The organism is Aeromonas sp. R5-1, from assembly GCF_040908265.1.
GTDB lineage: Bacteria > Pseudomonadota > Gammaproteobacteria > Enterobacterales > Aeromonadaceae > Aeromonas > Aeromonas caviae.
Window position 1 is genome coordinate 1 of sequence record NZ_JBFODJ010000024.1, and the last position, 24892, is coordinate 24892.

The window sequence follows — 24892 nt, forward strand, 5'->3', positions numbered from 1 at the left end:
CACGGGGCTGACGACAAGCTCAACCTGAGCCTGCCGGTCAAGGTGACCGACAGCGACGGCAGTGTGATCACCGGCAGCACCACGGCGGTGATCACCGATGCGGCGGATCCCGTGATCACCGCCATCGAGGGGGTGACCGTCAAGGAGTCGGACCTCAACGGGGGCAGTGGCCAGCATGGGGGTACCAGCCCGTCAGGCACGGGAGAGGTTGCCATCGGCCAGGTGACGATCGCCGCCGGGAGTGACCGGGTGGTTTCCCTGCAACTGGATGTAGCCCGCTTCAACGCCCTCAATACCCTGACGTCGGGGGGCAAGGCGGTCACCATAGGGGCAGACAGCCAGCCGGGTGTCTACCTTGGCAAGGACAGCGCAGGCAAGCTCATCTTCAAGCTGACCCTGGATGTGTCCGGCCGCTACACCTTCGAGCTGACCGGCAATCTGGATCACAGCGTCCAGGGCAAGGATCTGCTGGATATCCAGCTGCCATTGCAGGCACGGGATAGTGACGGGGATCTGAGCGCCGAAGTGATCGGTCATGTGAGCGTGCAGGACGACGTGCCGGTGGCCGTGGACGCGAGCAAGACCCTGAATGAAGGGGCGAAAGTGACCGGCGATCTGCTGGCCACTGCCAGCGAGGGGGCGGACGATGCGGTGGTGAGATCGGTGACCATCAATGGCACCGAGCACCCCATCGCCGCCAGCGGCAACACCAGCATTGCAGTCACCGACAGCACGGGACAAGTGATCGGCACCCTGGTGATCAGTGCCGAGGGCAACTACAGCTTCACGGCGACATCCGGCGTTAATCACAGCAACAATACCCTGGTGCAGACCATCGACTTCCACCTGGTGGACGGGGATGGGGACACCGATGACGGTGTCTTGACCCTGACCATATGGGACGAGGCGGGCAAGCTCACCGTGAGCGCAGTCACCGGCGCCGAGGATGCGGGGGCCAGTGATCCCACTCATGGCATCCCCATCACCATGGCCCTGGACATCGGCGACTACGATCGGGGCGAGTTCGTCGAGAAATTGCTGATCCAGGCGCCGGCCAATGCTCACGGCACCTTCTATTTCAACGGCGTCGCACTGACCACCATCACCCAGGGGGGCAAGACCTGGTATGAGGTGCCGCCCGCGGCCATGGTGGCGGTGGCCAACACCGATGACAAGTTCCAGCTCACCGGTGTCACTTTTGTGCCAAACCACGACTACTCGAGCTACAACAACGGAGGTGCTCCGCTGCGCTTCCCGGTGCAGTTGCAGGTGGGGGTCACCGAGGGGAGCAAGCCCCCGGTGCTGACCGGCAATCTGGACATCACGGTGCAGGGCATTGCCGACAAACCCCTGTGGGATGCGGGCAGCACGCACCAGCACTACACCACGGACGAGGACAGCAGCGGCATCGCCCTCAACGTCAAGGCGGGTCTCACCGATACGGACGGCTCCGAGACCCTGAGCTACCAGATCAAATGGGCGTCCGGCCAGGGCTCGCTGACCCTGAACGGCAAGGTGCTCACCCCGGGGGCGAACGGCCTCTATACGGTGGCCGGTGGCGACATCAACAAGGTGACGGTGGTGCCCGGCAAGGACTACAGCGGTGACATCAAGCTCATTGTGACCCCGGTGAGCACGGAGAAGACCCCGGTGGTGACCGGCAAGGAGACGGCCCTCGGCGATCCGCTGGAGGTGATTGTCAACGTGAACCCGCTGGCGGACGACGCCAAGCTGACGGTGCGCGAGATCCAGGGCAAGGAAGATACCCTGATCGATCTGGGCAGCAAGATTGGGCTCGCCCATCTGGGAGACACCACAGATGGCTCCGAGCAGCTGTTCGTGCGCATCAGCGGCCTGCCCGCCGGTGCCACCCTGCTGCTGGGTGGGGTGGCGGTCACCCTGGATGCCAACGGTTACTACGAGGTGCCCTATGACCGCATCAATGACCTCAAGCTGCTGCCGCCCAAAAACAGCAACGTCGATTTCGATCTCACCATCAAGGGGGTGGTGAAGGACACCGCCATTCTGACCGATGCCAGCGGCCAGACCCACACCGTGGTGAACGAGAAGGAGACCGGCAGCCAGAGCCTGCACGTGGATCTGGTGGGGGTGGTGGATGAACCCCATTTCGATCTCAATACCACCGACTGGACCCAGGATGGCAACGGCTACAGCATCACCATCCAGGAGGATGGCCGGGCGCCCCTTGACTTCAAGCTCACCTCGGGGGAGTGGACGGATACCCCGCTCGATCACTCGGAAACCCTCAACCTGGTGCTGGAAGGGCTGCCGGAAGGGGCCAAGGTATTCGACGGCAGTGGCAAGGAGCTGACCCTGACCTTCGCCGGGCTCGATGGCAAGGGCAATCCTCTCTATCAGGTGGATGTGACCAGCCTTGGCAACCTGGAGATCCAGCCACCCCCCAACAGCACCGCCGATCTGCACCTGGTCGGCCACGTGGTGGTGACCGAAAATGACGGCGACCACAAGAGTTTCGACGTGCCCCTCACCATCAAGGTGGAGCCGGCCATCGACGCTACCGACTACGCCAAGACCAGCCATGGCCTGGAGGATCAGTTCACCGTCCTCGACTGGCAGCCTGACCTGACCGACGGCGCCGAGAAGGTGACCCACCTCAGCCTCTCCGGTATCGAACCCGGGTATGAAGTCTGGATCCGCGTGGGTGGGGTCGAGACCCAGCTGACCGTGAGCGGCGGCGCCGTGGACTTGAGCGACGCCGAGCTGCAAAGCCTGCTCGGCGGTGGCCAGCTGCTGGTGAAAGGGCCCGAAGACAGCGACAGGGACACCACCCTCCAGAGCCATGTCACGGTGACACAAGTGGATGTGGACTCCAGCGCCACTGCCCAGAAGGTGATCGACGGCACCCTGCATGTGGATATCCAGGCGGTGGTGGAGCCCGATGGCAACCTGGTGCAGACCGGTCAGCTGGAGAGCCCGGACGGGCACGACATCCCGCTGGACGGCGTCTTCGTGTTCGAGGATCTGGACCCCAGCAGCGATGAGGTCATCGACTACCTGGTGATCAGCGATCTGCCCCCCGGCTTCGTGGTGGTGGGCGGCATCAACGATGGCAAGGGCAACTGGACGGTTCCCCACGACGCCCTCGGCAGTTATGCCTTGCGCTCGCCGGATGGCTTCACCGGCACCGTCACCTTCAAGGTGAGCGCCAGGGTGGTCGACCTTGGTGACAACAACGAGGGGGATGTGAGCGCCCCGGCCTATCGGGAGATCACCGCCAGCGCCGACTTCCATGGCGCGACCCACTCGGGTCAGGTGGCCGCCGATGTCGATTTTGACAACAGTACCCCCATCACCGGGGTGGAGGATCACGGCGTCAACTTCGGCAGCCAGCTCAAGCAGATGGTGACCCTGGGCACGGCGGACATCGGGGACGACGAGCTCAGCATCGTCATCACTGGTCTCCCTCCGGGCGTCAACGTACAGGGGCTCACCTATGACTTCGTCAACGGCGAGTACCTCATCAAGTTGCCGGGCGGCCTCGATGATCTCGACCGCCTGACCCTGACCCTGACCCTGCCGCAAGACTATGCCGGTGACGGCCTGCACTTCAATGTGCGCCTGGTCAACACCGACACCGTGAGCGGTGACACCAAGATGGTGGAGAAGGACGTCACCCTCTCCATCACCCCGGAGGTGGACATCAACGGCGGGGCGGACGGCCTGCCGGAGCTGCAACTGAACGTGAAGGACGTAAACGGCGACGGCCAGCCTGACAACCTGGAAGACACCGACATTCATCTCGATCTCTCGGTCAAGCTCGCCGACATCAGCCCCTCGGTGGCCGATGGCGGTCTCGAGACCGTGGAGCAGGTGGTCGTGACCGTGGATCCCCAATATGGTCACTTCCTCGACAAGAACGGCCAGCCGGTCTCCACCCTCACGGTGAACAACCCGGCGGATCTCAAGGATCTGGTGTTCGTGCCCAAAGAACACTTCAGCGGCAAGGTGCCGCTGGCGGTGACGGTGGATATTCTCGATACCGCCACCACGGGCACGGTTCGGGGGAGCTGGAGCGGCAACGTGAGCTTCGAGGTGCTGCCGGTGAACGATCCGGCCAACCTCACGGTCCAGAACGTCACGGGCCAGGAAGATGGCAGCGTGAGTCTGGGGGGGCTGGGGGCCAGCCTCATCGACAACGATGGCTCCGAGCAGATCGTCGGGCTGCAGATCAAGGGGGTGCCGGATGGCTTCACCCTGTCCGCCCCGGCGGTCAACAACGGCGGCGGGGTGTGGCAGGTGCCTGTGGGCACCGACTTCTCCAAGCTGACCCTGATCCCGCCTGCGGACTTCAGCGGCACCGTGGATCTGACCCTGAGCGCCTTCACCCTGGACAAGGGGCTGACCCTGCCCCTTGAAACCAGTGCGGGCTTCACCGTCACCGTCAATCCGGTGGGGGATGCAGTCATCACCGACATGCAGGAGCAGGCGAGCGGCACCGAAGGGGATGTGATCACCCTGAACCTGGGGGTGGAGACCCGGGATACCCATGCTACCGGCGGCAATGCCGGCAATGTGCACGAGAACGGGCCCGAGCAGGTGCGCGTCACCCTGGAAGGGGTGCCGGACGGGGCAGAAATCCGCCTGCCGAGCGGGGTGAGTGGCACCGTAGTGGATCTCGGCGGTGGCCGCTGGCAGGTCACCACGGATGGGGGCAAGCTCGACGCGGTGGAGCTCGTGACCAACGACGCCAACGGCGCCATGGCGATCAAGGTGACGGCCCAGAGCCTGGACAACGGCGCCCTCGGCCCGGAAGTGAACGGCACCATCCATCTCGATGTGAGCCCGGTCAACGACTCCCCCGTCAACGTGCTGCCCGATGATCCCCAGGTGGCCCAGGAGGACGAGCCGTTCGTCATCCAGGGTCTGCAGGTCAAGGACGTGGATGCGGGCAACGGCATCATGGAAGTGCGCCTCTCGGTGGAGCACGGCACCCTGACCCTGCCGGCCGGGAGCGGCGTGACCCTGACCGGCAACGGCACCGGCGATGTGGTGCTGACCGGCACCCTGGCGGATCTCAATGCCCTGCTCTCGGGCGGCGTCACCTATCAGGGCGACCCGGACTTCCATGGCAATGACGCCTTGACCATGGTGACGGACGATCGGGGCAATACCGGCAGCGGTGGCGCCCTGAGTGACACCGATGTGCTGCCCATCCTGGTACAACCGGTCAACGATGCCCCCGTCAACCAGCTGCCGACGACGCCCCAGGTGGCGCAGGAAGATCAGCCTTTCACCATTCACGGGCTGCAGGTGAGCGATGTGGATGCGGGCAACAGCCCCCTCTCTGTCACCCTCTCCGTGCTGCACGGCACCCTGGAACTGGCGGCGGGCAGTGGCGTGACGGTGAGCGGCAGCGGCAGCAACACCCTGGTGCTGAGCGGTTCCCAGGATGCCATCAATGCCTTGCTCGCAGGGGGCGTGACCTATCAGGGCGAGCAGGACTTCAATGGCCAGGATGCCCTGACCATGGTGACCAATGATCTTGGCAACACCGGCAGCGGTGGCCCCCTGAGCGATACCGACGTGCTGCCCATCGAGGTCGAGCCGGTCAATGATGCCCCTGTCACCCAGGTGCCGGGCTCATTGCAGGTGAAAGAGGATGGCTCCCTGTCGCTCACCGGGATCAGCGTGAAGGACGTGGATGCGGGCAGTGCGCCCATCTCCATGGTGCTGCGGGTGGAGCACGGTGTGCTGACCCTGCTGGGGGCGGCAGGCGCCGTCTCGGTGCAGGGGGCGGGGACCAGCGTGGTGACCCTGGTCGGGTCGCTCGATGATCTCAACGGCCTGCTGGCAGGCAACCTGCACTACGAGCCAGCCAGGGACTTCTGGGGTCAGGACAACCTGAGCATCACCACCTCGGATCAGGGCAATACCGGTGCCGGTGGCGTCCTGACCGACAGCGCCCAGATTGCCATCCAGGTGACGGCCGAGCCGGACGATCCCCAATTGGGGGTCGGTACCCACGATATCCTTGCGTTGCAAGGGGCCTGGGTGCCGCTCAACCTCAGCGCCAGCGTGGTCAATCCGGCCCCGGGTGAGCTGTCGGTGCGGATCCAGAACCTCGGCAGCGCCCAGGTGGTGGACGAGCACGGCCAGAGCGTCGGCCACGCGGATGGCAACGACTGGTTGCTGCCGATGGACCAGTCCGTGCCCATCTACCTCAAGGATCTGCCGGCGGGGGATCATGCCCTCACCCTGAGTGCCGAATCCAGCCTGGGTGGCGGCACCCTGAGCTCGGCCACGGAGACCATCACCATCCACAGCCAGAGCGGTCACGATCTGCTGGGCTCGGATCAGGGGGACTGGCTGTTCGGCTCCTCCGGCAATGATCGCCTCCTGGGCGGCATGGGAGATGATGTGCTGCGGGGCGGTCAGGGCAACGACATCCTGACCGGTGGCGCCGGCAGCGATCTCTTCGTGTGGGGCAGTGGTGACGAGGGGACGACGGCCTCTCCGGCGATAGACACCATCACCGACTTCCGTCCCCAGGAGGGGGACAGGATCGATCTGGCGGACCTGCTCAAGGGGGTGACCGACAACAGCGTGGATGGCCTGCTGGGTCATCTCCAGGCATCGGTGACCAGCACCGGCAATGGCCTGAGTGACGTGAGCCTGTCGGTCTCCCCGGCGGGGGATGGCAATGTCACCCAGCAGATCACCCTGAAGGACGTGGATCTGAGTGGCTGGAACCTGAGCGGCTCCTCCTCTCACGACATCCTGCAATCCATGCTGGATCAGCACAGCCTGATCATCCAGCACCCCTGATGGGGTGAGATGATGCAAAGAGCCGGCGAATGCCGGCTCTTTTGTTGGCTGAATATGCTGGCTTGATATTTCCCGGTGGTGGTAATGGGAGATGGATTTTAACGGGGTGGGTGTTGTTGCTGCTTTTTACTGTGTGGGTGGTTCAAACAACCAAAGGAATTTGCCGCCCGGGCCTCCCATCGGGCTGCCCGGGCGGCGTCAGGGCCTTGCCGCGCCGATCCCGGTCAATGCCGGCCAGAGGGGGCGCAGGTATTGACCGGGGCGTGTCGCTTCCAAGCCGGTGCCCGTGATGATGGGCGGACCGGGGGGATGGCGGTCAGGCCAGCGCCCGTGCCAGCAGGTGCACCGGGTGTTCGCAGCGAAACGCCGTGCTCATCTCGATCTGCCACTTGCAGGTCTCGCAGTCGGTGATGACCAGATCGGGTTTGAGCCGGTTTATCTGATCAAACAGCCCCTGACCGATGGCCTGGCTGGTGTCGTAGTTTTCCGACTTGAAGCCGTAGGTGCCGGCGATGCCGCAGCACTGGGAGTCCAGCACCGTCACCTTGACCCCGGGGATGGCCCGCAGCAGTTCGAGGGTATAGATGACCCCCCCCATCTTCTCCAGGTGGCAGGGGGTGTGGTAGGCGATGTGCAGATTGAGGGGCTTCATGGCCGGTTTGTTGCCCCGATCGAACTCGTTCCACAGGAAGCGGGTCACCAGGGAGATGCGATCGCGCACCTTGTGGTTGTCCTGCTCCAGCAGGTGGGGATATTCGTCCCGCAGGGTGAAGCCGCAGGTGGAAGAGGTGGCCAAGAGCGGCATCTCGTTGCCGAGCAGGGTGTTCTCCAGCTGCTGGATGTTGAAGGCCGCCTGCTGCCTGGCCTTGTCCATGAAGCCGTTGGCAATCAGCGGCACGCCGCAGCACTTCTCCCGCGCAAGCAATTGGACACCGATGTTCATGGCGTTGAGCACCTGCACCAGCTCCTTGCCAAGCTGCGGGTGGTTGTAGTTGACATAGCAACCGTGGAAGTAGGCGATCTGGCGCGCAAAGCGGGCCTGAGTCGTTTTCTGCTTCTTGTACCAGCCGCGGAAGGTGCCCTGGGAGTATTTGGGCAGGTCCCGGTGGGAGGAGACCCCCAGCGCCTTGTCCAGCACCTGCTTCATCGGCTTGAGGCCGGTGGTGAAGTTGACCACCGGGGCCATCAGGGTGGACATGCTGCCCATCAGATCCGTGTGGGAGAGCACGAACTCGCGGATCCCCGGTTTGAAGCCGCTGTACTGGTGCTTGGCCTTGGCGATGATGTCGCCGATGCGCACCCCGCTCGGGCAAGCCACTTCGCAGCGCTTGCAGTTGGTGCAGTACTTGAGGGCGCTGTCAAAGAGCTCGGGACTCTTGATGCGCAGCCGCTCCCCATCCGGGCCCGCCTGCTTGGGGCCGGGGTAGGCCGGGTTGGCCTTGGCCACCGGGCAGTAGGCGGTACAGACGGTGCATTTGATGCACTGATCGAAAGTCTGGTTGGCATGATCCAGTAGCATGTCAGTTCTCCTCCCGTTGGGTGTGAAGGCACGGGATATGGGGCGAAATCATCATTGGGCTGAACTCAAAATGTGACCGGCGGCCTGCCAGCCGGTGGCGACCGCGACACCTGAGCCAGAGCCCTCTTTGGATTGGGCATCGTCGTGGGCCAGCACGCCGTGTCGTTGGAGTGGGAATATGTGATTCATCTCAGCCCTCCGCCAGAATATGGCCAGCGGCTTGCCAGCCGGTGGCAACGGCCACGCCGGAGCCGGAACCTTCTTTAATGGGGTCATAGTGCGCCAGCACGCTGCCGGCGCCGTAAAGGTTGGTGAGGGGCCTGCCGCCGCGCAGCACCCGCAGCCGCTCGTCGGTCTTGACCCCGAAGCCCATGAAGGGGTGGTGGTCGAACAGGCGGCGGCCGGCCCAGGCGTCGCGCTCGGCAAGGCTCAGTACGTCGGCATCGAAGATGGGTTCACGAATGCCTCCGAGGCGCGACTCCAGCCCGCGGCTGAAGAAGCTGCCGGAGGCGAGCACGAAGTGGTCCGCCTCGAACAGCTGATCCTCCCCGTGCTGGCTGTGCACCCCGATCACCTTGTCGCCGTCATAGCGAGCGCCCAGCACCCGCTCGCTGGTGAGGAAGGTGCCGCCAAGGGCCATGAAGCGGCGCTTGAGGGCCTCCTGCATCCGCATGCCGATGAGGGACGGCGGCATGGTGGCCACCTCCTTGATGGTGCAGCCGGTGCGCCGTTCCAGCTCGCTCAGACGCGGGCCGACCAGCCCCAGCGACAGGCAGGCGGGCAGCACGATATGGCGACAGCCGGGCACGCCGCATCCCTGCACCATGCGGCTGATCTCGCGGGCCAGATCCGCCAGCAGGTCCTGCTGGCCAGGCCCCTGCTTGTCGAACAGGCGGGCGATGTCGGCGGAGCGAAACTCGTGGGGATTGCGGCTGAACTGGGCGAGCTGGGGCAGGCGAATTTCCCCGGTCAGGATGCGGCTGTGGGCAAAACGGGCGTGGGTCGCGAGATTCGCCGCCGCGAGCGCCGGGTGAAAATCGCGAAACCCTTCCAGGGTGGCGAGCAGGATGGCGTCCGGGGCGGGGGCATCGGTCACGCAGGCGCAAGTGTCGGGGGAGAGCCAGGTGGCTTTGAGGGTGCCGATGGGGGTCAGCCGCTGGTGGTTGTGCTCCTGGTGCATCAGGGGCAGCCCCTCTTCTGCGCAGTGGCGCTGTAGATCATCGAGGCTCGCCGCGATATGGGTCAGCCCCACCTTGCTGTAAGGGTGATCCGGATGGGCCGCCATGAAGGCGGGCAGGGCGGCGCGGGGATCCCCGTCGCTCTCCAGCAGATCCACCGAGCCGGAGGAGAAGTGCAGGGCGCTCTGGCCGGAGGCCATCAGCAGGGTCTTCTGGCCCGCCTCGGCGAGGCGCAGGGCTGCGGAGAGGCCCGCCATGCCGCCGCCGATCACGATGCTGTCAAATTTCATGGCTGCGCTCCTTGGTGGAATTGGCGGTGCTGGCATCGAGCGGGAAGGGGGGCTCGCTCACCAGGTGGGGGGCCGTCCACTCGCCAAGGCCGAACAGCCCTTCGTAGATCCAGTAGGTAAATTCCGCTTCCCGCAGGGCATCGCCCCACAGCACCGGCCGGGTGCCCTTGTAGCGCTCCTCCAGGAACTGGCGCAGCATGACGCAGGCCTGACGACCGTCCGCCTTGCCATACTCCTGCATCAGGCCGGCGGCGCGATAGGCGCACAGCTCCCCCTGACAAGGGCCCATACCCAGACGAGTGCGGCGGCGCAAGTCCACCAGGTTGTCCACGTCGAGCTCCCGCAGGGCGTATTCAATCTCGCCCGCGGTCACCATCTCGCACTCGCAGATGAGGGCGTTGGCCTTGGGATTGTCGCGGAAAAAGGCGATGACCCGCTCGCCGTGGCGGTACTGGGCCGAGCCTTCGGCGGGTACCGAGAGACCGGGGGCGGAGACCTTCTCCGGATCCCGCGAGCCGGGCAGGCTCAGCTCGGCGGTGCGGCAGGGCTTGCTGTTGCCAAGCTTTTTGGCAAGCAAGTCGGTGGCCCATTCGGCCATCAGCCGGTAGGTCATCAGCTTGCCGCCTGTGATGGTGTTGAACCCCTGGAGGCCATCTCGCTCGGCGTGATCCAGCAGCACGATGCCACGGCTGATGTTGCGGCCGGACTCGTCGCCATCCACTGCCACCAAAGGGCGAACGCCGGCGTAGGCGCGCAGCAATCGGGTGCGGGCCATGATGGGGGCCAGTTTTATCCCCTCGCGCAGCAGCACCTCCACCTCTTCGGGCTCGACGGTGAGCTGGTCAATCTTGTGGTAATCGATGCGACTCGATGTGGTGCCGATGAGGGAGATGGTATCGCCCGGCACCAGAATGTCCGCGTCCGCCGGTTTGCGGCAGCGGTTGAGCACCAGCTGGTTGAGGCGGTAATCCATGATGAGCAGGGAACCCTTGGCGGGGAACATGCGGATGCCGAGGTCGGCATACTCGCAGATTTGCTGGCCCCAGATGCCGGCGGCGTTGATCACCTCCTGGCACTCCACCTCGAACGCTTCGCCGGTGCGGGTGTTGATGGCCTTGACCCCGTGCACCCTATCCTGGGTGCGCAGAAGCCCCAGCACCTTGCTGTGAGTGAAGATGCGGGCGCCGTGCTCCTTGGCGTCCAGCACGTTGGCAGCGGCCAGGCGGAAGGGGTCGACCGTGCCGTCCGGCACCTGGATGGCACCGATCAGCGCCGGGTTGACGTTGGGTTCAAGGCGCAGCGCCTCGGCGGGATCCAGCTGGCGGGCGTCGATGCCCGCCAGGGCGCAGGCGTCCATGAAGGTATTTTGAAAATGGATGTCATCTTCCGGCAGGGTGATGAAGAGGCCGCCGGTGTCCTCGACGCAGTGGCTGGCGATCCGCTTGAGGATGCGGTTCTCCTGAATGCATTCGCGGGCGGACTCCTGATCCGTCACCGCGTAGCGGGCGCCGGAGTGGAGTAGGCCATGGTTGCGGCCCGTGGTGCCGGCGGCGATGTCGTCCCGCTCAAGCAGGATGCAGTCGATGCCGCGCAGCGCGCAATCGCGCATGATGCCGGCGCCGGTGGCGCCCCCCCCTATGATGACGACTTGTGTGGTGATTCTTTTCATTCGTGCCCGTCTCATCTCTTCCAGATGAGGCCAGTGTGGCGCCTCCACGACGTAAAATGTTTGATATGGGCCAAATTAATGTTCGTAAACGCTCATTAAGTGTGAGGCGATGAGCGAAATGTGATGAACCTCACGTCACCGTCGAGGCGGGCAGGGGAAAGCATGACGGGAGGGGAGAAGGCCAGCCCGGGGGCTGGCCAGAGGGCGGCGTGGGGGAAACCTCAGCCGCAGCACTTCTTGAACTTCTTGCCGCTGCCACAGGGGCAGGGGTCGTTTCGCCCGACCCGCAGCGGCGCCGGATCCTGCTCGCCGTCGGTGTAGACCCAGCGCCCCTGATGGCGCACGAAGCGGGAGCGCTCATGGAGGCAGTGACGTTCGTCCCCCTCCAGGAACCAGGCCTTGAATTCCACCATGCCGAGGGTGTCATCGGGGCCGCCCTGGCTGGCGATGATCTCGAGGCCATCCCAGCGGGTGTCGGTCGATGAGAGGTCGGCCGCGGTCAGTCCGTTCAGATAGTCCGGGTGCCAGCTGTGTACCAGATATTCTCCCAATCCCAGCATGAAGGCGCTGTAGCGGGATCGCATCAGCTGCTCCGGGGTGGCGGCGGGCTGGCCTGCGTGGAGTACACCGCAGCACTTGGCAAGAAAAAGAGAGGAACCGCAAGGACATAGGTTCATGAGTCAGCTCATCTGGTCGATAATTAAAGGTGGCGGGATTGTAGCGAACGCACTTCCCTTTCGGCCAGCTTCCCATGCCGTTTAGGCAGACATCATGCAGCAATGAACACAGCACAAAGGGTGACACAATGACACTTAAGCAGAAGATCCTGTTACTGGGGGCCATCCCCGTGCTGCTGATGGCCCTGGTGGTCAATCTCAGCAACTACCTGGTGGCCAGGAGCGATCTGGAATCGGATCTGGTGGTGGCGCGGGAGAGGGCAATCAAGGAGCGCAAGGCGCTGCTCAGCAGTTATCTGATGCTGGCCAAGACGGCCATCGAGAGCAGCTACGGCAAGCCTGACAGCCCCGAAGTGCGCCAGCAGGTGAAGGAGATATTGCGGCCGCTGCGCTATGGCAGCGACGGCTACTTCTTCGTCTACGACTATCAGGGCAATACCGTGCTGCTGCCGACCCGGCCCGAGATGGAGGGGAAGAACCGCTGGCAGGACAAGGATACCAAGGGTGCCTTCCTCATTCAGGGGATCATCAAGTCGGCGCGGGAAGGAGATGGCTTCTCGGAGTACTGGACCAACAAGCCCTCTATCGGGCGGGATGCCCCCAAGCTCTCCTTCAACCTGGTGCTCGACAAGTATCAGTGGGTCGTGGGCACGGGCTTCTACATCGACGACATCGACAATGAGCTTGCAACCCTGCGCAGCGAGCGGGAGGAGACCATGTATGGCTCCCTGAAAACCGGGGTGCTGTTCATCCTGGTGATCCTGGGGGTGACCCTGGCGGCCACCGTGGTGATCGGCAACCGGGTCACCCGCCCGCTGGCGGATGCGGTTGCCGCACTCAACGACATCGCCGACGGGGACGGGGATCTGACCCAGCGCCTCAAGGTGCAGAGCAAGGACGAGGTGGGGCAGCTGGCCGCCGCCTTCAACCGCTTCGTCGAGCGGATCCAGTCGGTGGTGAGCCAGGTGGGGGAGACCAGCCACCAGTTGCTGGGGGCCGTGGATCGGCTGCATAGCCTGAGCGAGCATGCGGACAGGCAGATGCAGGGCCACGGCAAGGAGACGGATCAGGTGGTGACCGCGGTGACCGAGATGAGCTCCACCGCCCAGGAGGTGGCGGCGAGCGCTTCCAACGCCGCCAGCGCCACCAGCGATGCGGCCCGCGAGTCCGATGCGGCCCGCGGCGTGGTGAACAGCGCCATCGGCAGCATCAACCGGCTGGTGGACGAAGTGCATGTGGCGGCCGGGGTCATCGAGCAGCTCGCCCACGAGACCGGCAAGATAGGCTCCGTGGTGGAGGTCATTCGCGGCATCGCCGATCAGACCAACCTGCTGGCCCTCAACGCCGCCATTGAGGCGGCCCGGGCGGGCGAGCAGGGGCGCGGCTTTGCGGTGGTGGCGGATGAGGTGCGATCCCTCGCGGGCCGTACCCAGCAGAGCACCAAGGAGATCAACGAGATGCTCCAGCGCCTGCAGGGCGGGGTGAAGCAGGCGGTGGAGGTGATGCAGGCCAGCGAGGCACGCAGCCAGGAGACGGTGCAGGAGGCGAGCCACATCGCCAGCTCCCTGGACAGCATGGTAGCGGCGGTCGGGACCATCAACGACATGAACATCCAGATCGCCACGGCCGCCGAGGAGCAGCACGCGGTCTCCGAGGAGATCAACAAGAACCTGGTGGCCATCCAGCAGATCGTCAGCGAGCTGACCGAGGCGTCCGGGGAGTCCAGCACCACCACCCGCGCCCTGGCAGGCACGGGTGACAAATTGCGCCAACTCGTCTCCCGCTTCCGTTACTAATCACATTTTTGCCGTCTGGACAGGATTTCCAGACGGCAAATTTGGGGATCGGCGCAGAATGTGTGAAAATCGCGCCATTCGTTCCTTTCGTTAGCCCCAACCCTATGAATGAGATCGTGAAAGGCAGTATCGATTTGATCCGTCAGCTCAACTACGGCCTGGTGTATGCCAGCCTGGAGGAGCACAAGGAGCTGTCCCGTACCGATCTGTCCCGTCTGACCGGCCTGTCGCCGGCCAGCATCACCAAGATCACCCGCGAGCTGCTGGACGGCGGCCTGGTGGTCACCTGCGGCGAGAGCTCGGTGGGGCGTGGCCGTCGCCAGACCCTGCTGCGCATCAACGAGCGCCGCTTCCAGTTTCTCTCCATGCGCCTGGGGCGCGGCTATGTGGACATGGCCCTGTTCGATCTCGCGGGTCACTCCCTGGCACGCCATCGCCATGTCTTCAACGAGGCGGAGCGTGCCGAGCTGCTGGCCAGCCTGGTGCGGGCCATCGAGGGCTTTTTGCCCAAGAAGGCGCTGCGTCTGGCCTGCATCGCCCTCTGCCTGCCCGGCCAGGTGGAGCGCCACTCCGGCATGGTCAAGCATTTTCCCTATTACGATCTGCGCAACTGGCCCCTCGGTCCCACCCTGCAGGAGGCCTTCTCGGTACCCGTGCTGGTGAGCGGCGACGTGCGCACCTGGATCCAGGCCGAGCGGGAGTGGGGCGCCGCCAGGAACTGCTCGGATGCGGTGCTGGTGTTCGTGCACAACGACATCGGGGTCGGCATGGTGGTCAATGGCCAGCTCATCGAGAGCGAGTCGGCTCTGCTCGGGGATCTCAGCCACCTGCAGCTCGAACCTTATGGCCAGCGCTGCTACTGCGGTGGCTTCGGTTGCGCCTGCACCCTCGTGACCAATCAGGCGCTGGAGGCGCAATATCGGGAGCTGCGCGAACGGATGCAGGAGTTCGATCTGCCCGAAAGCGTCACCATCCGCGAGCTGTGTGAGCTGGCGCTGGCGGGCAACAGCCTGTGTCAGGACATCCTGCACCAGGCGGCGGGCCGCCTCTCCCGGGTGCTGGCGAACCTCATCTGCTTGCTCAACCCGGGCAAGCTGCTGCTCGGGGGGGAGATCACCCGGGCCGATCGACTGCTCTTCCCCATGTTGCACCAGTCCCTGGCAAGCCAGTTGCCCGCCGAGTACCTGGTGCGCCTGCAGATTGAATCCACCCACTTCTACGAAGATCCCACCAAACCCACCTCGGTGCAGGTGCACAAGGCCCTGCGCGATGGCAGTCTGCTGCTCGACTTGTTGCGAGGCGACAAGGAGGCATGAGGCTCGGGTTGCAAGGACGCTTCCTGCTCATTCTCTGTCTGGTCAGTCTGTTGCAACTGGTGTTGCTGAGCGGGGCCAGCTACTACTATGTCGCCGAGCAGCGCTACCGTGAGGTGGGGGATCAGGCCCTGGATGTGGCACGGCTGGTGGCGCGGGAGTCCGGCGTCATCGCCGGGGTGAAGCGGGCGGATACGGTCCGCCTCAATGCCCTGGTGGAGCGGATCCGCGCCGAGGTCGGGGCCAGCTACATCGTCATCGGGGACAGGCAGGCACGCCGCCTGGTGCACCCCAATGCGGACCGGATTGGCAAAGCCATGGTGGGGGATGATCCCGAGCGTGCCCTGCAGGGAGAAGCCTATATCTCCAGGGCCCAAGGGTCCCTTGGGGTCTCGGTGCGCGGCAAGGGGCCCATCCGGGACGAGATGGGCAAGATCATCGGGGTGGTGTCGGTCGGCTATCTGGTGCGGGACATCGATGCGGATCTGCAGGGCTATTTGCGCTTTGGCCTGGCCATGACCTTGCTCATCGTGCTGCTCAACAGTGTCGCCGCCGCCTGGCTGGCCCGGCGCTACAAGAAGGCGATTTTCGGCTTTGAACCCGAGCAGATGGGGCGTCTCTATGCGGAGCTCGACTGTACCCTGCGCACGGTGCGCGAGGGGATCCTCACCATCGACGAGCAAGGGCGCCTCACCTCCCTGAACCCCAACGGCATCAAGTTGCTGCGCCTGGACGACACCACCGCCAGGAGCGCCATCGGACAGCCCATCGGTCACCTGCTGCCGGGCAGTCGCATGCTCTCCATCCTGCAAGAGCAGACCCCCCAGTTTGACGAGGAGATAGTGCTCAACGGCCAGTCCCTCATCGTCAACCGCTTGCCGCTGGTGCGCGAGGGCAAGCTGATCGGCGCCGTGTCGAGTTTTCGGCGCAAGGACGAGCTGGCGGAACTCAGTGCCCAGCTCTCCCAGGTGCAGGCCTACAGCGATCTGCTGCGGGTGCAGACCCACGAGCACAACAACCAGCTCGGGACCATCGCCGGCCTCATCGAACTCGGGGCCACCCGGGAGGCGCTCGCCTTCATCGGGCGGGAGGCGGCCACCGAGCAGACCCTGCTCGGCTTCCTGATGGGGGCCATCGCCAAACCCAAGGTGGCGGGGTTGCTGCTCGGCAAATACCACAGGGCCCACGAGCTCGGTCTTGAGCTCGTGATCGATCCCGATGCCTGTCTGCACGACATTCCTGCCCGTGTCAGCGGTTCCCAGCTGGTAACGGTGCTGGGCAATCTCATCGACAACGCCTTCGAGGCGACCCGCCGCCACGGTGCGCCCTATCAGCCCATCCGGGTTTCCCTGAGCGATCTGGGGCAGGATCTGGTGCTGGAGGTGGAGGATGGGGCTGGCGGCATCGACCCGCAGTTGGCGGACAGGTTGTTCGAACAGGGGGTCAGCAGCAAGCCCGAGCCAGGACACGGTATCGGGCTCTCCCTGGTGCGCAAGACCCTGGATGCCCTGCAGGGGGAGATCACCATCGAAGCCACGACGCAGGGAAGTTGCGTCGTCTGTTACATTCCCAAGGAGGTGTGAGTGATCAAGATCCTGATCGTCGAGGATGATCCCGCCATTGCCGAGATCCACCGCCGCTTCGTGCAGCGCCTCGCCGGTTTCGAGGTGCTGGGGGTAGCGTTGACCCTGTTCGATGCCAGGGAGCAGATAGGGATCCTCCGGCCCGATCTGGTGCTGCTGGATGTCTGGTTGCCCGATGGAGAGGGGTTCTCGCTATTGAGAGAGCTGCGCCAGGCGGGGGCGAGTCTGGATGTGATCCTGCTCACCGCGGCGCGGGAAGCTGCTGCCCTGCAGGAGGCGATGCGCCTCGGGGTGGTGGATTTCATCTTGAAGCCCGTGGTGTTCGAGCGGCTGCGCGGCACCCTGGAGAAGTACCGTCAGAGCATCGCCGCCCTGGCGGCGTTGGCCGACATCGACCAGCAGGCGGTGGACACCCTGTTCGGTACGCCGTTGCAGCAGGTGGCGGCAGAGGGCCTGCCCAAGGGCATCGATGCTCTCACCCTGCAGCGGGTGCTGACGGCCCTGACTCCGGAGGCCGCCAGTGCCGAGGAGATAGGCAGCCGGATAGGGGTGAGCCGGACCACGGCACGCCGCTATCTGGAATTTCTGGTGGGGCAGCAACTGGCGAGCCCCGAGCTCGAATATGGCACCGTCGGGCGGCCGGAGCGGCGTTACCGCAAGCCGTGATCCGGTCGCCCGGAACCTGTCGTCCAGACAAGAAAAGAGCGCCTTTCGGCGCTCTTTTTATCAGGGTTTGCTTCCCGTGGGCATCAAGGTCTCTGCGCGTGATGGTCAGGGTTCAGAGGTGGCAGAGGCTCATCGATTCAGTGGCTGGTGGCAGGCTCCCCCTTGGGGGCCCGGCGAGCCTGCCACCACTGCCAGACGGGCAGCAGCAACATGGTCAGGGTGATCACCGTGAAGGCGAGGGTGATGGGGCGCTCCCACAGGAAGCTCAGGCTGCCGTCGTTGATCACCAGGGCCCGGCGCAGGTTGTCCTCCAGCATGCCCCCCAGGATGAAACCGAGCAGCATGGGGGCCATGGGGAAGGTGAGCAGGCGCAGGCCGATGGCGATCAGTGCAACGATGGCCATCACATGGATGTCCATGGTGTTGAAGGAGACCAGATAGACCCCGGTCAGGGAGAACAGCAGCACCATGGGGATGAGCACGGGGCGCGGCACCGCCAGTACCCGGGCCAGGTAGGGGATGAGGGGGAGGTTCAGGATCAACAGCACCACGTTGCCCAGATACATGGAGATGATCACCGACCAGAAGACGTCCGGATGCTCCATGAACAGACGTGGGCCCGGCTGGATGCCGTAGGCCACCAGAGCGCCCAGGATGAGGGCCGTGGTGCCGGAGCCCGGGATCCCCAGGGTCAGCAGGGGCACGAAGGAGCCGGTGGAGGCGGCGTTGTTGGCCGCTTCCGGGGCGGCCAGGCCGCGCAGGCTGCCCTTGCCGAACTGCTCCTGGCGCTGCTTGCCGGCGATGTTGCGCTCGGCCCCATAGGCCATGAAGGCGGCGATGGTGGCACCGGCTCCCGGCAGCACGCCGATGAGAAAGCCCAGCACCGAGGAGCGGGCGATGGGAGGCGCGATTTCCCTGACCTCTTCCTTGCTCAGCTTGAGGCTGCCGAGCTGCTGCATCTGCCTTGCCTCTTCCTCGCTGTTGTCCTTGCCGGGGCGTAGCACCGCCATCAGGATCTCCGCGAGGGCAAAGGTGGCCATGGCCAGCAGCAGGAAGGAGAAGCCGTCACGCAGGTCCGGCAGGCCGAAGGTAAACCTGTCCACCCCGACGCTGCGGTCGATGCCGATGGTGGAGATCATGATGCCGAACAGCGCCATGATCAGCGCCTTGAGCACCTGCCCCTTGCCGGCAAAGGCCGCCACGGCGGAGAGCCCCAGCACCATGAGGGCGAAGTAGTCCGCCGACTGGAAGGAGAGGGAGACCTTGGCGAGCAGGGGCGCCGCCACCATCAGCATGATGGCGGAGAGGGTGCCGCCGGTGAAGGAGGCGTAGGCGGCGATGGCCAGCGCCTTGCCCGCCTGTCCCTTGCAGGCCAGGGGATAGCCGTCGAAGGCGGTGACCACGGTGGCGGAGCAGCCGGGGGCGTTGATCAGGATGGAGGAGGTGGAGCCCCCGAAGATGGCGCCGTAATAGACCCCCGCCATCAAGATGATGCCGGAGGCCGGATCCAGGCCATAGGTGATGGGGATCATCAAGGCGATGGCGGTGACCGGGCCAAGGCCCGGCAACATGCCGATAAAGGTGCCGATGAAGCAGCCAAGCACCACCATCATCAGGTTGACCGGCAGCAGTGCGGTGCCGAGTCCTTGCAAGATTCCGTCTAACATGGTGACTCCTTAGAAACCGAGCAGGGTGAACAGGCGACCCGGCTCCAGATAGACGTTGAGCCCCTTGGTGAGCAGGGCCCAGAAGCCGATGGAGAAGGGGACGCTGATCATCAGGCCGTAGCGCAGGCTGGGCTCACCGAGCACCCGGATGCTCACGCTCAGGAAGGCGATGGTCGAGAGCACGAAGCCAAACCAGGTGAGCCCCAGTCCGTAGATGACCATGAGCCCGAGCAGGATGAAGACCCGGCGCCAGTCCCCCTCTTCCCGGCGCAGGGGCTCGCCCCCGGGGAAGAGCACCAGCAGCAGGGAGAGCAGCGCCCCGATCCCGGCCAGGGCATAGGGCAGGGTGCTGGCGGTGAAGGGTTCGTATTCGTCGCCGGGGTAGCCCGGTATCTCGGTGGCGTAGTAGCCATAGGCGAGGGAGAGCAGCAGAAACAGCAGGCCCCCCAGTCGCTCCTTGGTAATGTTCATCTTTTGACTCCAACATGAGCGGCGGGCCTGCGCCCACCTGCGATGGGACAGCGAGGGTTATTTGATGAAGCCGAGCTCGCGCATCAGGCCGCCAATCTGTTGCTCCTGGCCGTCGAGGAAGGCGGTGAACTCGGGACCTGACTGGTAGAGGTTGGTCCAGCTATTACGGCTGCGGACCACTTCCCACTCCGGCTTGTCGTACATCTGCTTGAGCAGGGCGGCAAACTCGGCGGATTTCTCCGGGCTGATGGTGGGGGAGGCGAAGTAACCGCGCCAGTTGGCGAAGACGGTGGGGTTGTTCTGCTCGCTGAAGGTGGGGATCTGCTCCGCCCCCGGCAGGCGTTTGTCGGAAGTGACCCCGAGGATCCGCATCTGGCCCGACTTGACCGCTTCCATTGCCTCGCCAAAGCCGGTGGAGATGGCCTGGGTCTCTCCGGCCAGCACGGCGGCCATGGCGCTGCCACCGGCATCGTAGGCGACGTAGCGCAGCTTGCTGGCGTCGGCCCCGGCGTTCTTGAAGGTCAGGGCGGCGACCAGGTGATCCAGGCTGCCACGGGCGGAGCCTCCGGCGATCTTCACCTTGGCCGGGTTCTCCTCGTAGGCGGCCAGCAGCTGGGCCCAGTTCTGATAGGGGGAGTCCGCTTTCACCGCCAGGGCCTGGTAGTCGGCGATGATGGCGGCCACTGGCGTCAGGTCACGGAAGGACTGGGGCAGCTCCTTGGAGAGGGATTTGACGATGATGGGGGTGGAGTTGACCATCAGGGTCTTGTCGGACTGGGCCGAGGTCTCGATGAGGTGGGCGATGGCCTTGGCGCCGCCACCGGCGGACATGTTCTGGTAGGAGACGGTCTTGACCAGACCGGACTTGGCCAGCACTTCACCGGTGCCGCGGGCCGTGGTATCCCAGCCGCCGCCAGCGCCGCCCGGGATCAGGAAGTGGACTTCGTTGATCTGGGCGTGGGCGCCGACGCTCAGTGCGAGCAGGCTACCGATCAGGGTGCGTTTGAGGGTTCCTTGCAACATGGTGATCTCCTTGTGATTGTTGCAGGAAGGTTAATTAATCATGTCTGATTGGAAAACAATCTGACCGTAATGGCTATTAAGGCTGTTGTGCCCATTGTGTTCATTCTGGTCACGGGCCACAGAAGGATGTGCACAGAGACGAGGCGCCATGGGCGCCTCGTCCGGCAAGGATCACTGGGTCGGTTTCGCCGCCGATGTGCTGACGTCCTCCTTCGCCTCCTGTTTCAGGGCATCGCTCGCCTGCTGGCGAAGAGCCACCTGCTCCATCACCAGCTTGTAGGCGATGTAGTACTTATAGATGTTGCCCACATAGGTGACCGTCTCGGGGCCAATCTTCTCCGCCGCCACGTACTCGACATTGTGGAACCAGACGTTGGGATCCAGCCCCCGTTTCCTGGCCTCAGCGCGGAGCCGCGCCACCCTGGCGGGGCCGGCATTGTAGGAGGCGAACGAGAAGAGGGCCTTGTCGAGGGCGGTCATGGGCTCGTCCGCATAGTAGTGATCGATCATCCAGCGCATGTATTTGACGCCGCCGTGAATATTGGGCTCGAGCTGGCGTATGTCGCCGACCTTCAGCCCCTTGCCGGTGGCGGGCATGATCTGCATGATGCCGATGGCGCCCACATGGCTGCGGGCATGGTGGTTGAGGGCGGACTCCTGGTAGCCCTGAGCCGCCATCAGCAGCCAGTCCATGTCATAGCGTTCGCCATATTCACGGAACAGCTCGACTACCTGCAGGAATTTCTTGCGCTCCGCCTCGGCGGCGGCGCTTTTGACGAACTTGTTCTGCTTGAGATAACGGGCCAGGATCTCGTCTCCCGTCGCCTTGCCGCGCAGCGCCTTGAGCTGCTCGTTGAGCATGGCGAGCAACTGGGGGCTCTCCTTGCGCACCGCCCAGGCGATGACGCCCCCTTCCCGGAACACGGGGGCGTCGTGAATGGTGATCCCGGGGAAAATCTTTTGCCAGAAGCGGGCCTTGTGCTCGTCCATGACGATGAAGGGGAGCAGTCCTGCGTTAACCATCTCCACCAGATCTTCATCTTCGAGCACCTCCGAGGCGGGCTGGAGGTCGATGAGGGGCTCTCCCGCCGACTTGCGGGCCTGGTTGTAGGCGAGCAGGCTCTCGTAGTAGCTTGAGGAGGGGCGCACGAAGACGCGCTGGCCCCCGAGATCGGCGGCGCTTTCCACCTTGGGGGAGAGGGGGCCGGAGACGAGCAGCTCCCGCACGTTTTCAAGCAGGGGATCGGTGAAGGCGATACCCTGTTGCTTGCGCTTGTCCGTGATGGTGAGATTGGCGGCGGCGATGTCGCCTTTGCCCTCGATGAGGGAGCTCAGCAGGGCTTCCCGGGCCACGGGAATGAAGACGAAGTGCACCTTGAGGTGGCGTTTGATCGCCTTTTGCTTGCGCAACTGTTCGTTGAGGCGCTTTTCCACCTGCATGAAGGCATCGTAGGTGGCCCCCCGTTGCACGCCCTTGGTGATGAAAAATCCCGTCTTGTTGTAGGTGGTGAGCACTCGGATGGTGCGCTGCTCCAGCATGACGTCGAGATCTCCCAGCCTGGGTTTGGCAAGCTCGTCGTTTGCAAAGCTCAGGGCGCTTTTCTCCGTCTCTGCCTCGGGGGCCACCTGCTTGCCGGATTCGGCCCCCCAGGCTGGCGTCAGGGAGCAGAACCACCAGATCACAATCATCCATGCGCGTTTCATCACTTACACCTCACTCGTTTTATTGAGTGTAAGTGGCGACTTGTGGGGGATTTAGCTTATTGGGTTTGATAGACCCGTCCCCATAGCACGATTTTCACTATTCCATCCAGGAGTGCCCGCCCATGAAAACAGGAGCCCGAGGCTCCTCTTTTTCTGCGTGTTGCGGGCCCGTTTGGCTAGAACCAGAAGCCGATGATGAAGGAGCCCGCCAGGGTCAGCATCACGTTGGCCACCGCATAGGTGCCGGCGTAGCCGAGCGCCGGGATGGAGCTGTTGGCCGCCTCGTTCACCACGTCCATGGCCGGGGCGCAGGTACGAGCCCCGGTGATGGCGCCGAGCAGCAGGGCCGGGTTCATTTTGAGCACCCAGACACCGAACAGGTAGCCTACCAGCACCGGCAAGGTGGTCACCAGCATGCCGGAGAAGAGCACCACCATCCCCACTTCGCTCAGGTGATCGAGGATGCCGCCCCCCGCCTTGAGGCCGGTGCTCACCATGAAGACGGCAAGACCGAGATCCTTGGCAAGGCGCAGGGCCCCCGGCGGCACATAGCCCACCGTGGGGTGGTTGGCCCGCAGGTAGCCCATCAGGATCCCCGCCAGCAGCAGGCCGACGGCATTGCCGAGGCCGAACTCTATCTGGCCGAACACCAGGGAGACGGAGCCGATGAGCAGCCCCAGCACGAAGAAGGTGGCAAAGGCCACCAGATCCGTGGTCTGGCTGTGGATGCTGATGAAGCCGATCTTGTTGGCCAGCAGCTTGACCCGCTGCTTCTCGCCGCTGATCTGCAGCACGTCACCCTTTTGCAGCATGATATTGCGATCGAACGGCATCTCGATCTGGGAGCGCACCACCCGGTTCAGGAAGCACCCCTTCTCGGTGAGGTTGAGCTCCACCAGGTGGCGACCCACCACGGCATCGTTCTTCACCACGATCTCTTCGGTGACGATCTGGAGGTCAAGCAGGTTGCGATCGAACACCTCTTTGCCGTTGCGGTAGTTGACGTCGAGCTTCTCGTGGCTCTCGGGGTAGCCCACCAGAGCTATCTCGTCCCCTTCCTGAATGACGGCATCACCGTCGGGGCTCGCCAGAATGCCGTTGCGGCGAATGCGCTCCACATAGCAGCCGGTGTGGGGATAGATGCCGGTCTCCCGCAGGGTACGCCCCCCGATCCAGGCGGCGAGCTCTGGGCCGACCCGATAGGCGCGGATGATGGGCAGATAGGTCTTGCGGCTCTCGCTGTCGGAGAGCCCCCGCTCGCGGGCGATCTTCTGGGCCTCGGTGTTGAGATCCAGCCTGGCCAGGGAGGGGAGGTAGCGCACCACCAGCATCAGCCCCACCAGCCCCACCAGGTAGGTCAGGGCGTAGCCGATGCCCATGTTGTCCAGCACCGACTGCATGTCGGTCTGGTGGGGCAGGTTGAGCAATCCGCTTCGCAGGGCGTCCTGCGCCCCCACCAGGGCCGGCGTGGAGGTGAGGGAACCTGCCAGAATGCCGGCGGCCATGCCGGGCCCCAGATTAAAGAACTTGGCGAGCCCCACGGTCAGCAGCAGGGCCGACAGCAGGATCACCAGGGTCAGGGTGATGTAGTGGATGCCGTCGCGAAGGAAGACGCTGAAAAAGTGCGGCCCCGCTTCAATTCCCACACAGAAGATGAACAGCATGAAGCCGACGTTTTCAGTGGAGGTGGAAAACTGGAATCCCATCTGGCCAAACAGCAGGGCGGTGAAGAGCACGCCTATGGTGTTGCCTATCTGGAAGTTGCCGATGCGTACCTTGCCCAGCAGCAGCCCGAAGGCTAGTACCACGAACAGCAGCAGGGAGTCGCTTTGATGTAGCAGTGTCACGAAATCTATGGTCATGCCCGGAAAAACCGAGGATAAAAGTGAGGCCGATATTGTGCCGGATCCTGTATCAAGAAAGAAGCGCCAAAGCGGATTAACAGCCAGTTAAGTGCTGGTCTCTTCGATGAAGATAGGGATGCGAGGGGGGGGCTGGGGAAAACACCTCTATTTTACGCTGCAAGGCCCGCTGTCAATGAGTGAAATATGCTGTTGAGCAGAGAGGGGATGACGCTCCTGTGGACAATTTATTACCTGCTGCATGGGGAGCAAACGGGCATGTTTTTCAGCATTTTCCACTGAGGAAATTGAAGGGTAACAAAAGAGACTCATGACTCATCCGGCGAGGGCTGACCCGCAGGACGCGGCATAGCGAAAAAAAATCCCCCACAGGCAGCACCGCGAGTCGATTCATCCCATTTAGGGGGGAAGGGAAAAACAGCAGAAAATGGGGAAGAGCGGGGGCAGCCATCGCAAACCGGGGACAATGGCTGCCAGCCCAGATGAACCGTGGCTTTGGTCAAGTTACCCACAGAAACTGTGGATAACCCTGTTTATGAAACTTGGCGATCAGGCTGAAAGCCGCGCCAATACTGGGCTGCAAGGACTGTTCAAAAAATACCTGCAATAAATTGTTTCTATAAAAATCAAATAGTTATACGCAGCAGAACAAAACGCTGCTGGTCAG

The 24892-nt window shown here is 63.9% G+C and carries 15 protein-coding genes; 5 read left to right on the top strand and 10 right to left on the bottom strand.

Going from position 1 to position 24892, the window contains the following annotated elements; genetic code table 11:
• On the top strand, window positions 1-6807 hold a 6807-nt coding region (locus AB5Y64_RS03190; protein ID WP_368203264.1), incomplete at its 5' end, for a type I secretion C-terminal target domain-containing protein.
• A gap of 316 nt (window positions 6808-7123) precedes the next feature.
• On the opposite strand, the gene glpC is transcribed toward AB5Y64_RS03190, so the two are convergent.
• The 5 genes from glpC to AB5Y64_RS03215 form a co-directional block, all read right to left on the bottom strand.
• The gene (gene glpC, locus AB5Y64_RS03195) at window positions 7124-8326 is read right to left on the bottom strand and encodes an anaerobic glycerol-3-phosphate dehydrogenase subunit GlpC (protein WP_010674925.1); all 1203 of its coding nucleotides are present in this window, start codon (window positions 8324-8326) and stop codon (window positions 7124-7126) included.
• A gap of 51 nt (window positions 8327-8377) precedes the next feature.
• Window positions 8378-8515 (bottom strand): hypothetical protein, encoded by a 138-nt coding sequence (locus AB5Y64_RS03200; protein ID WP_158657322.1) that lies wholly within the window; start codon window positions 8513-8515, stop codon window positions 8378-8380.
• 1 nt (window position 8516) lies between these two features.
• Window positions 8517-9794, bottom strand: coding sequence for a glycerol-3-phosphate dehydrogenase subunit GlpB (gene glpB, locus AB5Y64_RS03205; protein ID WP_319894515.1), 1278 nt, complete (start codon window positions 9792-9794; stop codon window positions 8517-8519).
• Window positions 9784-11463 (bottom strand): anaerobic glycerol-3-phosphate dehydrogenase subunit A, encoded by a 1680-nt coding sequence (glpA, locus tag AB5Y64_RS03210; protein WP_041215061.1) that lies wholly within the window; start codon window positions 11461-11463, stop codon window positions 9784-9786. The genes glpB and glpA overlap by 11 nt, the downstream gene beginning before the upstream one ends.
• A 221-nt stretch (window positions 11464-11684) precedes the next feature.
• Window positions 11685-12140 carry a YchJ family protein gene (locus AB5Y64_RS03215; RefSeq protein WP_081844109.1) on the bottom strand — a complete coding sequence of 152 codons (456 nt, stop codon included), beginning with the start codon at window positions 12138-12140 and terminating at the stop codon, window positions 11685-11687.
• A 128-nt stretch (window positions 12141-12268) separates the two neighbouring features.
• On the opposite strand from AB5Y64_RS03215, the gene AB5Y64_RS03220 reads away from it, so the two are divergent.
• From AB5Y64_RS03220 to AB5Y64_RS03235, 4 genes are all read left to right on the top strand, one after another.
• Window positions 12269-13936, top strand: coding sequence for a methyl-accepting chemotaxis protein (locus tag AB5Y64_RS03220; protein WP_161469887.1), 1668 nt, complete (start codon window positions 12269-12271; stop codon window positions 13934-13936).
• Window positions 13937-14040: 104 nt separating this feature from the next.
• A complete protein-coding gene (locus AB5Y64_RS03225; RefSeq protein ID WP_029314606.1) occupies window positions 14041-15252 on the top strand; it encodes an ROK family transcriptional regulator in 1212 nt (403 codons plus the stop codon).
• Window positions 15249-16832, top strand: a complete 1584-nt coding sequence (locus tag AB5Y64_RS03230; protein WP_161469886.1) for a sensor histidine kinase — start codon at window positions 15249-15251, stop codon at window positions 16830-16832. Before AB5Y64_RS03225 ends, AB5Y64_RS03230 begins: the two co-directional genes overlap by 4 nt.
• Window positions 16833-17498 carry a response regulator gene (locus AB5Y64_RS03235; RefSeq protein WP_161469885.1) on the top strand — a complete coding sequence of 222 codons (666 nt, stop codon included), beginning with the start codon at window positions 16833-16835 and terminating at the stop codon, window positions 17496-17498. It abuts the gene before it with no gap.
• A 137-nt stretch (window positions 17499-17635) separates the two neighbouring features.
• Here AB5Y64_RS03235 and AB5Y64_RS03240 read toward each other — a convergent pair whose 3' ends face one another.
• From AB5Y64_RS03240 to AB5Y64_RS03260, 5 genes are all read right to left on the bottom strand, one after another.
• Window positions 17636-19165, bottom strand: coding sequence for a tripartite tricarboxylate transporter permease (locus tag AB5Y64_RS03240; RefSeq protein WP_045524545.1), 1530 nt, complete (start codon window positions 19163-19165; stop codon window positions 17636-17638).
• A 9-nt stretch (window positions 19166-19174) separates the two neighbouring features.
• On the bottom strand, window positions 19175-19636 hold the full coding sequence (locus AB5Y64_RS03245; protein WP_368203268.1) for a tripartite tricarboxylate transporter TctB family protein: 462 nt from the start codon (window positions 19634-19636) through the stop codon (window positions 19175-19177).
• 57 nt (window positions 19637-19693) lie between these two features.
• Complete coding sequence (locus AB5Y64_RS03250) at window positions 19694-20659, bottom strand: tripartite tricarboxylate transporter substrate binding protein (RefSeq protein ID WP_010674916.1); 966 nt, start codon at window positions 20657-20659, stop codon at window positions 19694-19696.
• Window positions 20660-20830: 171 nt separating this feature from the next.
• Window positions 20831-22363, bottom strand: coding sequence for a lytic transglycosylase F (locus tag AB5Y64_RS03255; protein WP_201957004.1), 1533 nt, complete (start codon window positions 22361-22363; stop codon window positions 20831-20833).
• Between the two features lie 176 nt (window positions 22364-22539).
• The gene (locus tag AB5Y64_RS03260) at window positions 22540-24225 is read right to left on the bottom strand and encodes an aspartate:alanine antiporter (RefSeq protein WP_029314601.1); all 1686 of its coding nucleotides are present in this window, start codon (window positions 24223-24225) and stop codon (window positions 22540-22542) included.
• Between the last annotated feature and the right edge of the window lie 667 nt (window positions 24226-24892).

Excerpts from the sequence above, each read along its gene's own strand:
- AB5Y64_RS03220 (WP_161469887.1), top strand. The coding sequence starts at position 12,269 with ATGACACTTAAGCAGAAGATCCTGTTACTGGGGGCCATCCCCGTGCTG.
- AB5Y64_RS03230 (WP_161469886.1), top strand. The coding sequence starts at position 15,249 with ATGAGGCTCGGGTTGCAAGGACGCTTCCTGCTCATTCTCTGTCTGGTC.
- AB5Y64_RS03260 (WP_029314601.1), bottom strand. The coding sequence starts at position 24,225 with ATGACCATAGATTTCGTGACACTGCTACATCAAAGCGACTCCCTGCTG.
- AB5Y64_RS03255 (WP_201957004.1), bottom strand. The coding sequence starts at position 22,363 with ATGAAACGCGCATGGATGATTGTGATCTGGTGGTTCTGCTCCCTGACG.
- glpC (WP_010674925.1), bottom strand. The coding sequence starts at position 8,326 with ATGCTACTGGATCATGCCAACCAGACTTTCGATCAGTGCATCAAATGC.
- AB5Y64_RS03250 (WP_010674916.1), bottom strand. The coding sequence starts at position 20,659 with ATGTTGCAAGGAACCCTCAAACGCACCCTGATCGGTAGCCTGCTCGCA.
- AB5Y64_RS03215 (WP_081844109.1), bottom strand. The coding sequence starts at position 12,140 with ATGAACCTATGTCCTTGCGGTTCCTCTCTTTTTCTTGCCAAGTGCTGC.
- glpA (WP_041215061.1), bottom strand. The coding sequence starts at position 11,463 with ATGAAAAGAATCACCACACAAGTCGTCATCATAGGGGGGGGCGCCACC.
- glpB (WP_319894515.1), bottom strand. The coding sequence starts at position 9,794 with ATGAAATTTGACAGCATCGTGATCGGCGGCGGCATGGCGGGCCTCTCC.
- AB5Y64_RS03240 (WP_045524545.1), bottom strand. The coding sequence starts at position 19,165 with ATGTTAGACGGAATCTTGCAAGGACTCGGCACCGCACTGCTGCCGGTC.
- AB5Y64_RS03245 (WP_368203268.1), bottom strand. The coding sequence starts at position 19,636 with ATGAACATTACCAAGGAGCGACTGGGGGGCCTGCTGTTTCTGCTGCTC.
- AB5Y64_RS03225 (WP_029314606.1), top strand. The coding sequence starts at position 14,041 with ATGAATGAGATCGTGAAAGGCAGTATCGATTTGATCCGTCAGCTCAAC.
- AB5Y64_RS03200 (WP_158657322.1), bottom strand. The coding sequence starts at position 8,515 with ATGAATCACATATTCCCACTCCAACGACACGGCGTGCTGGCCCACGAC.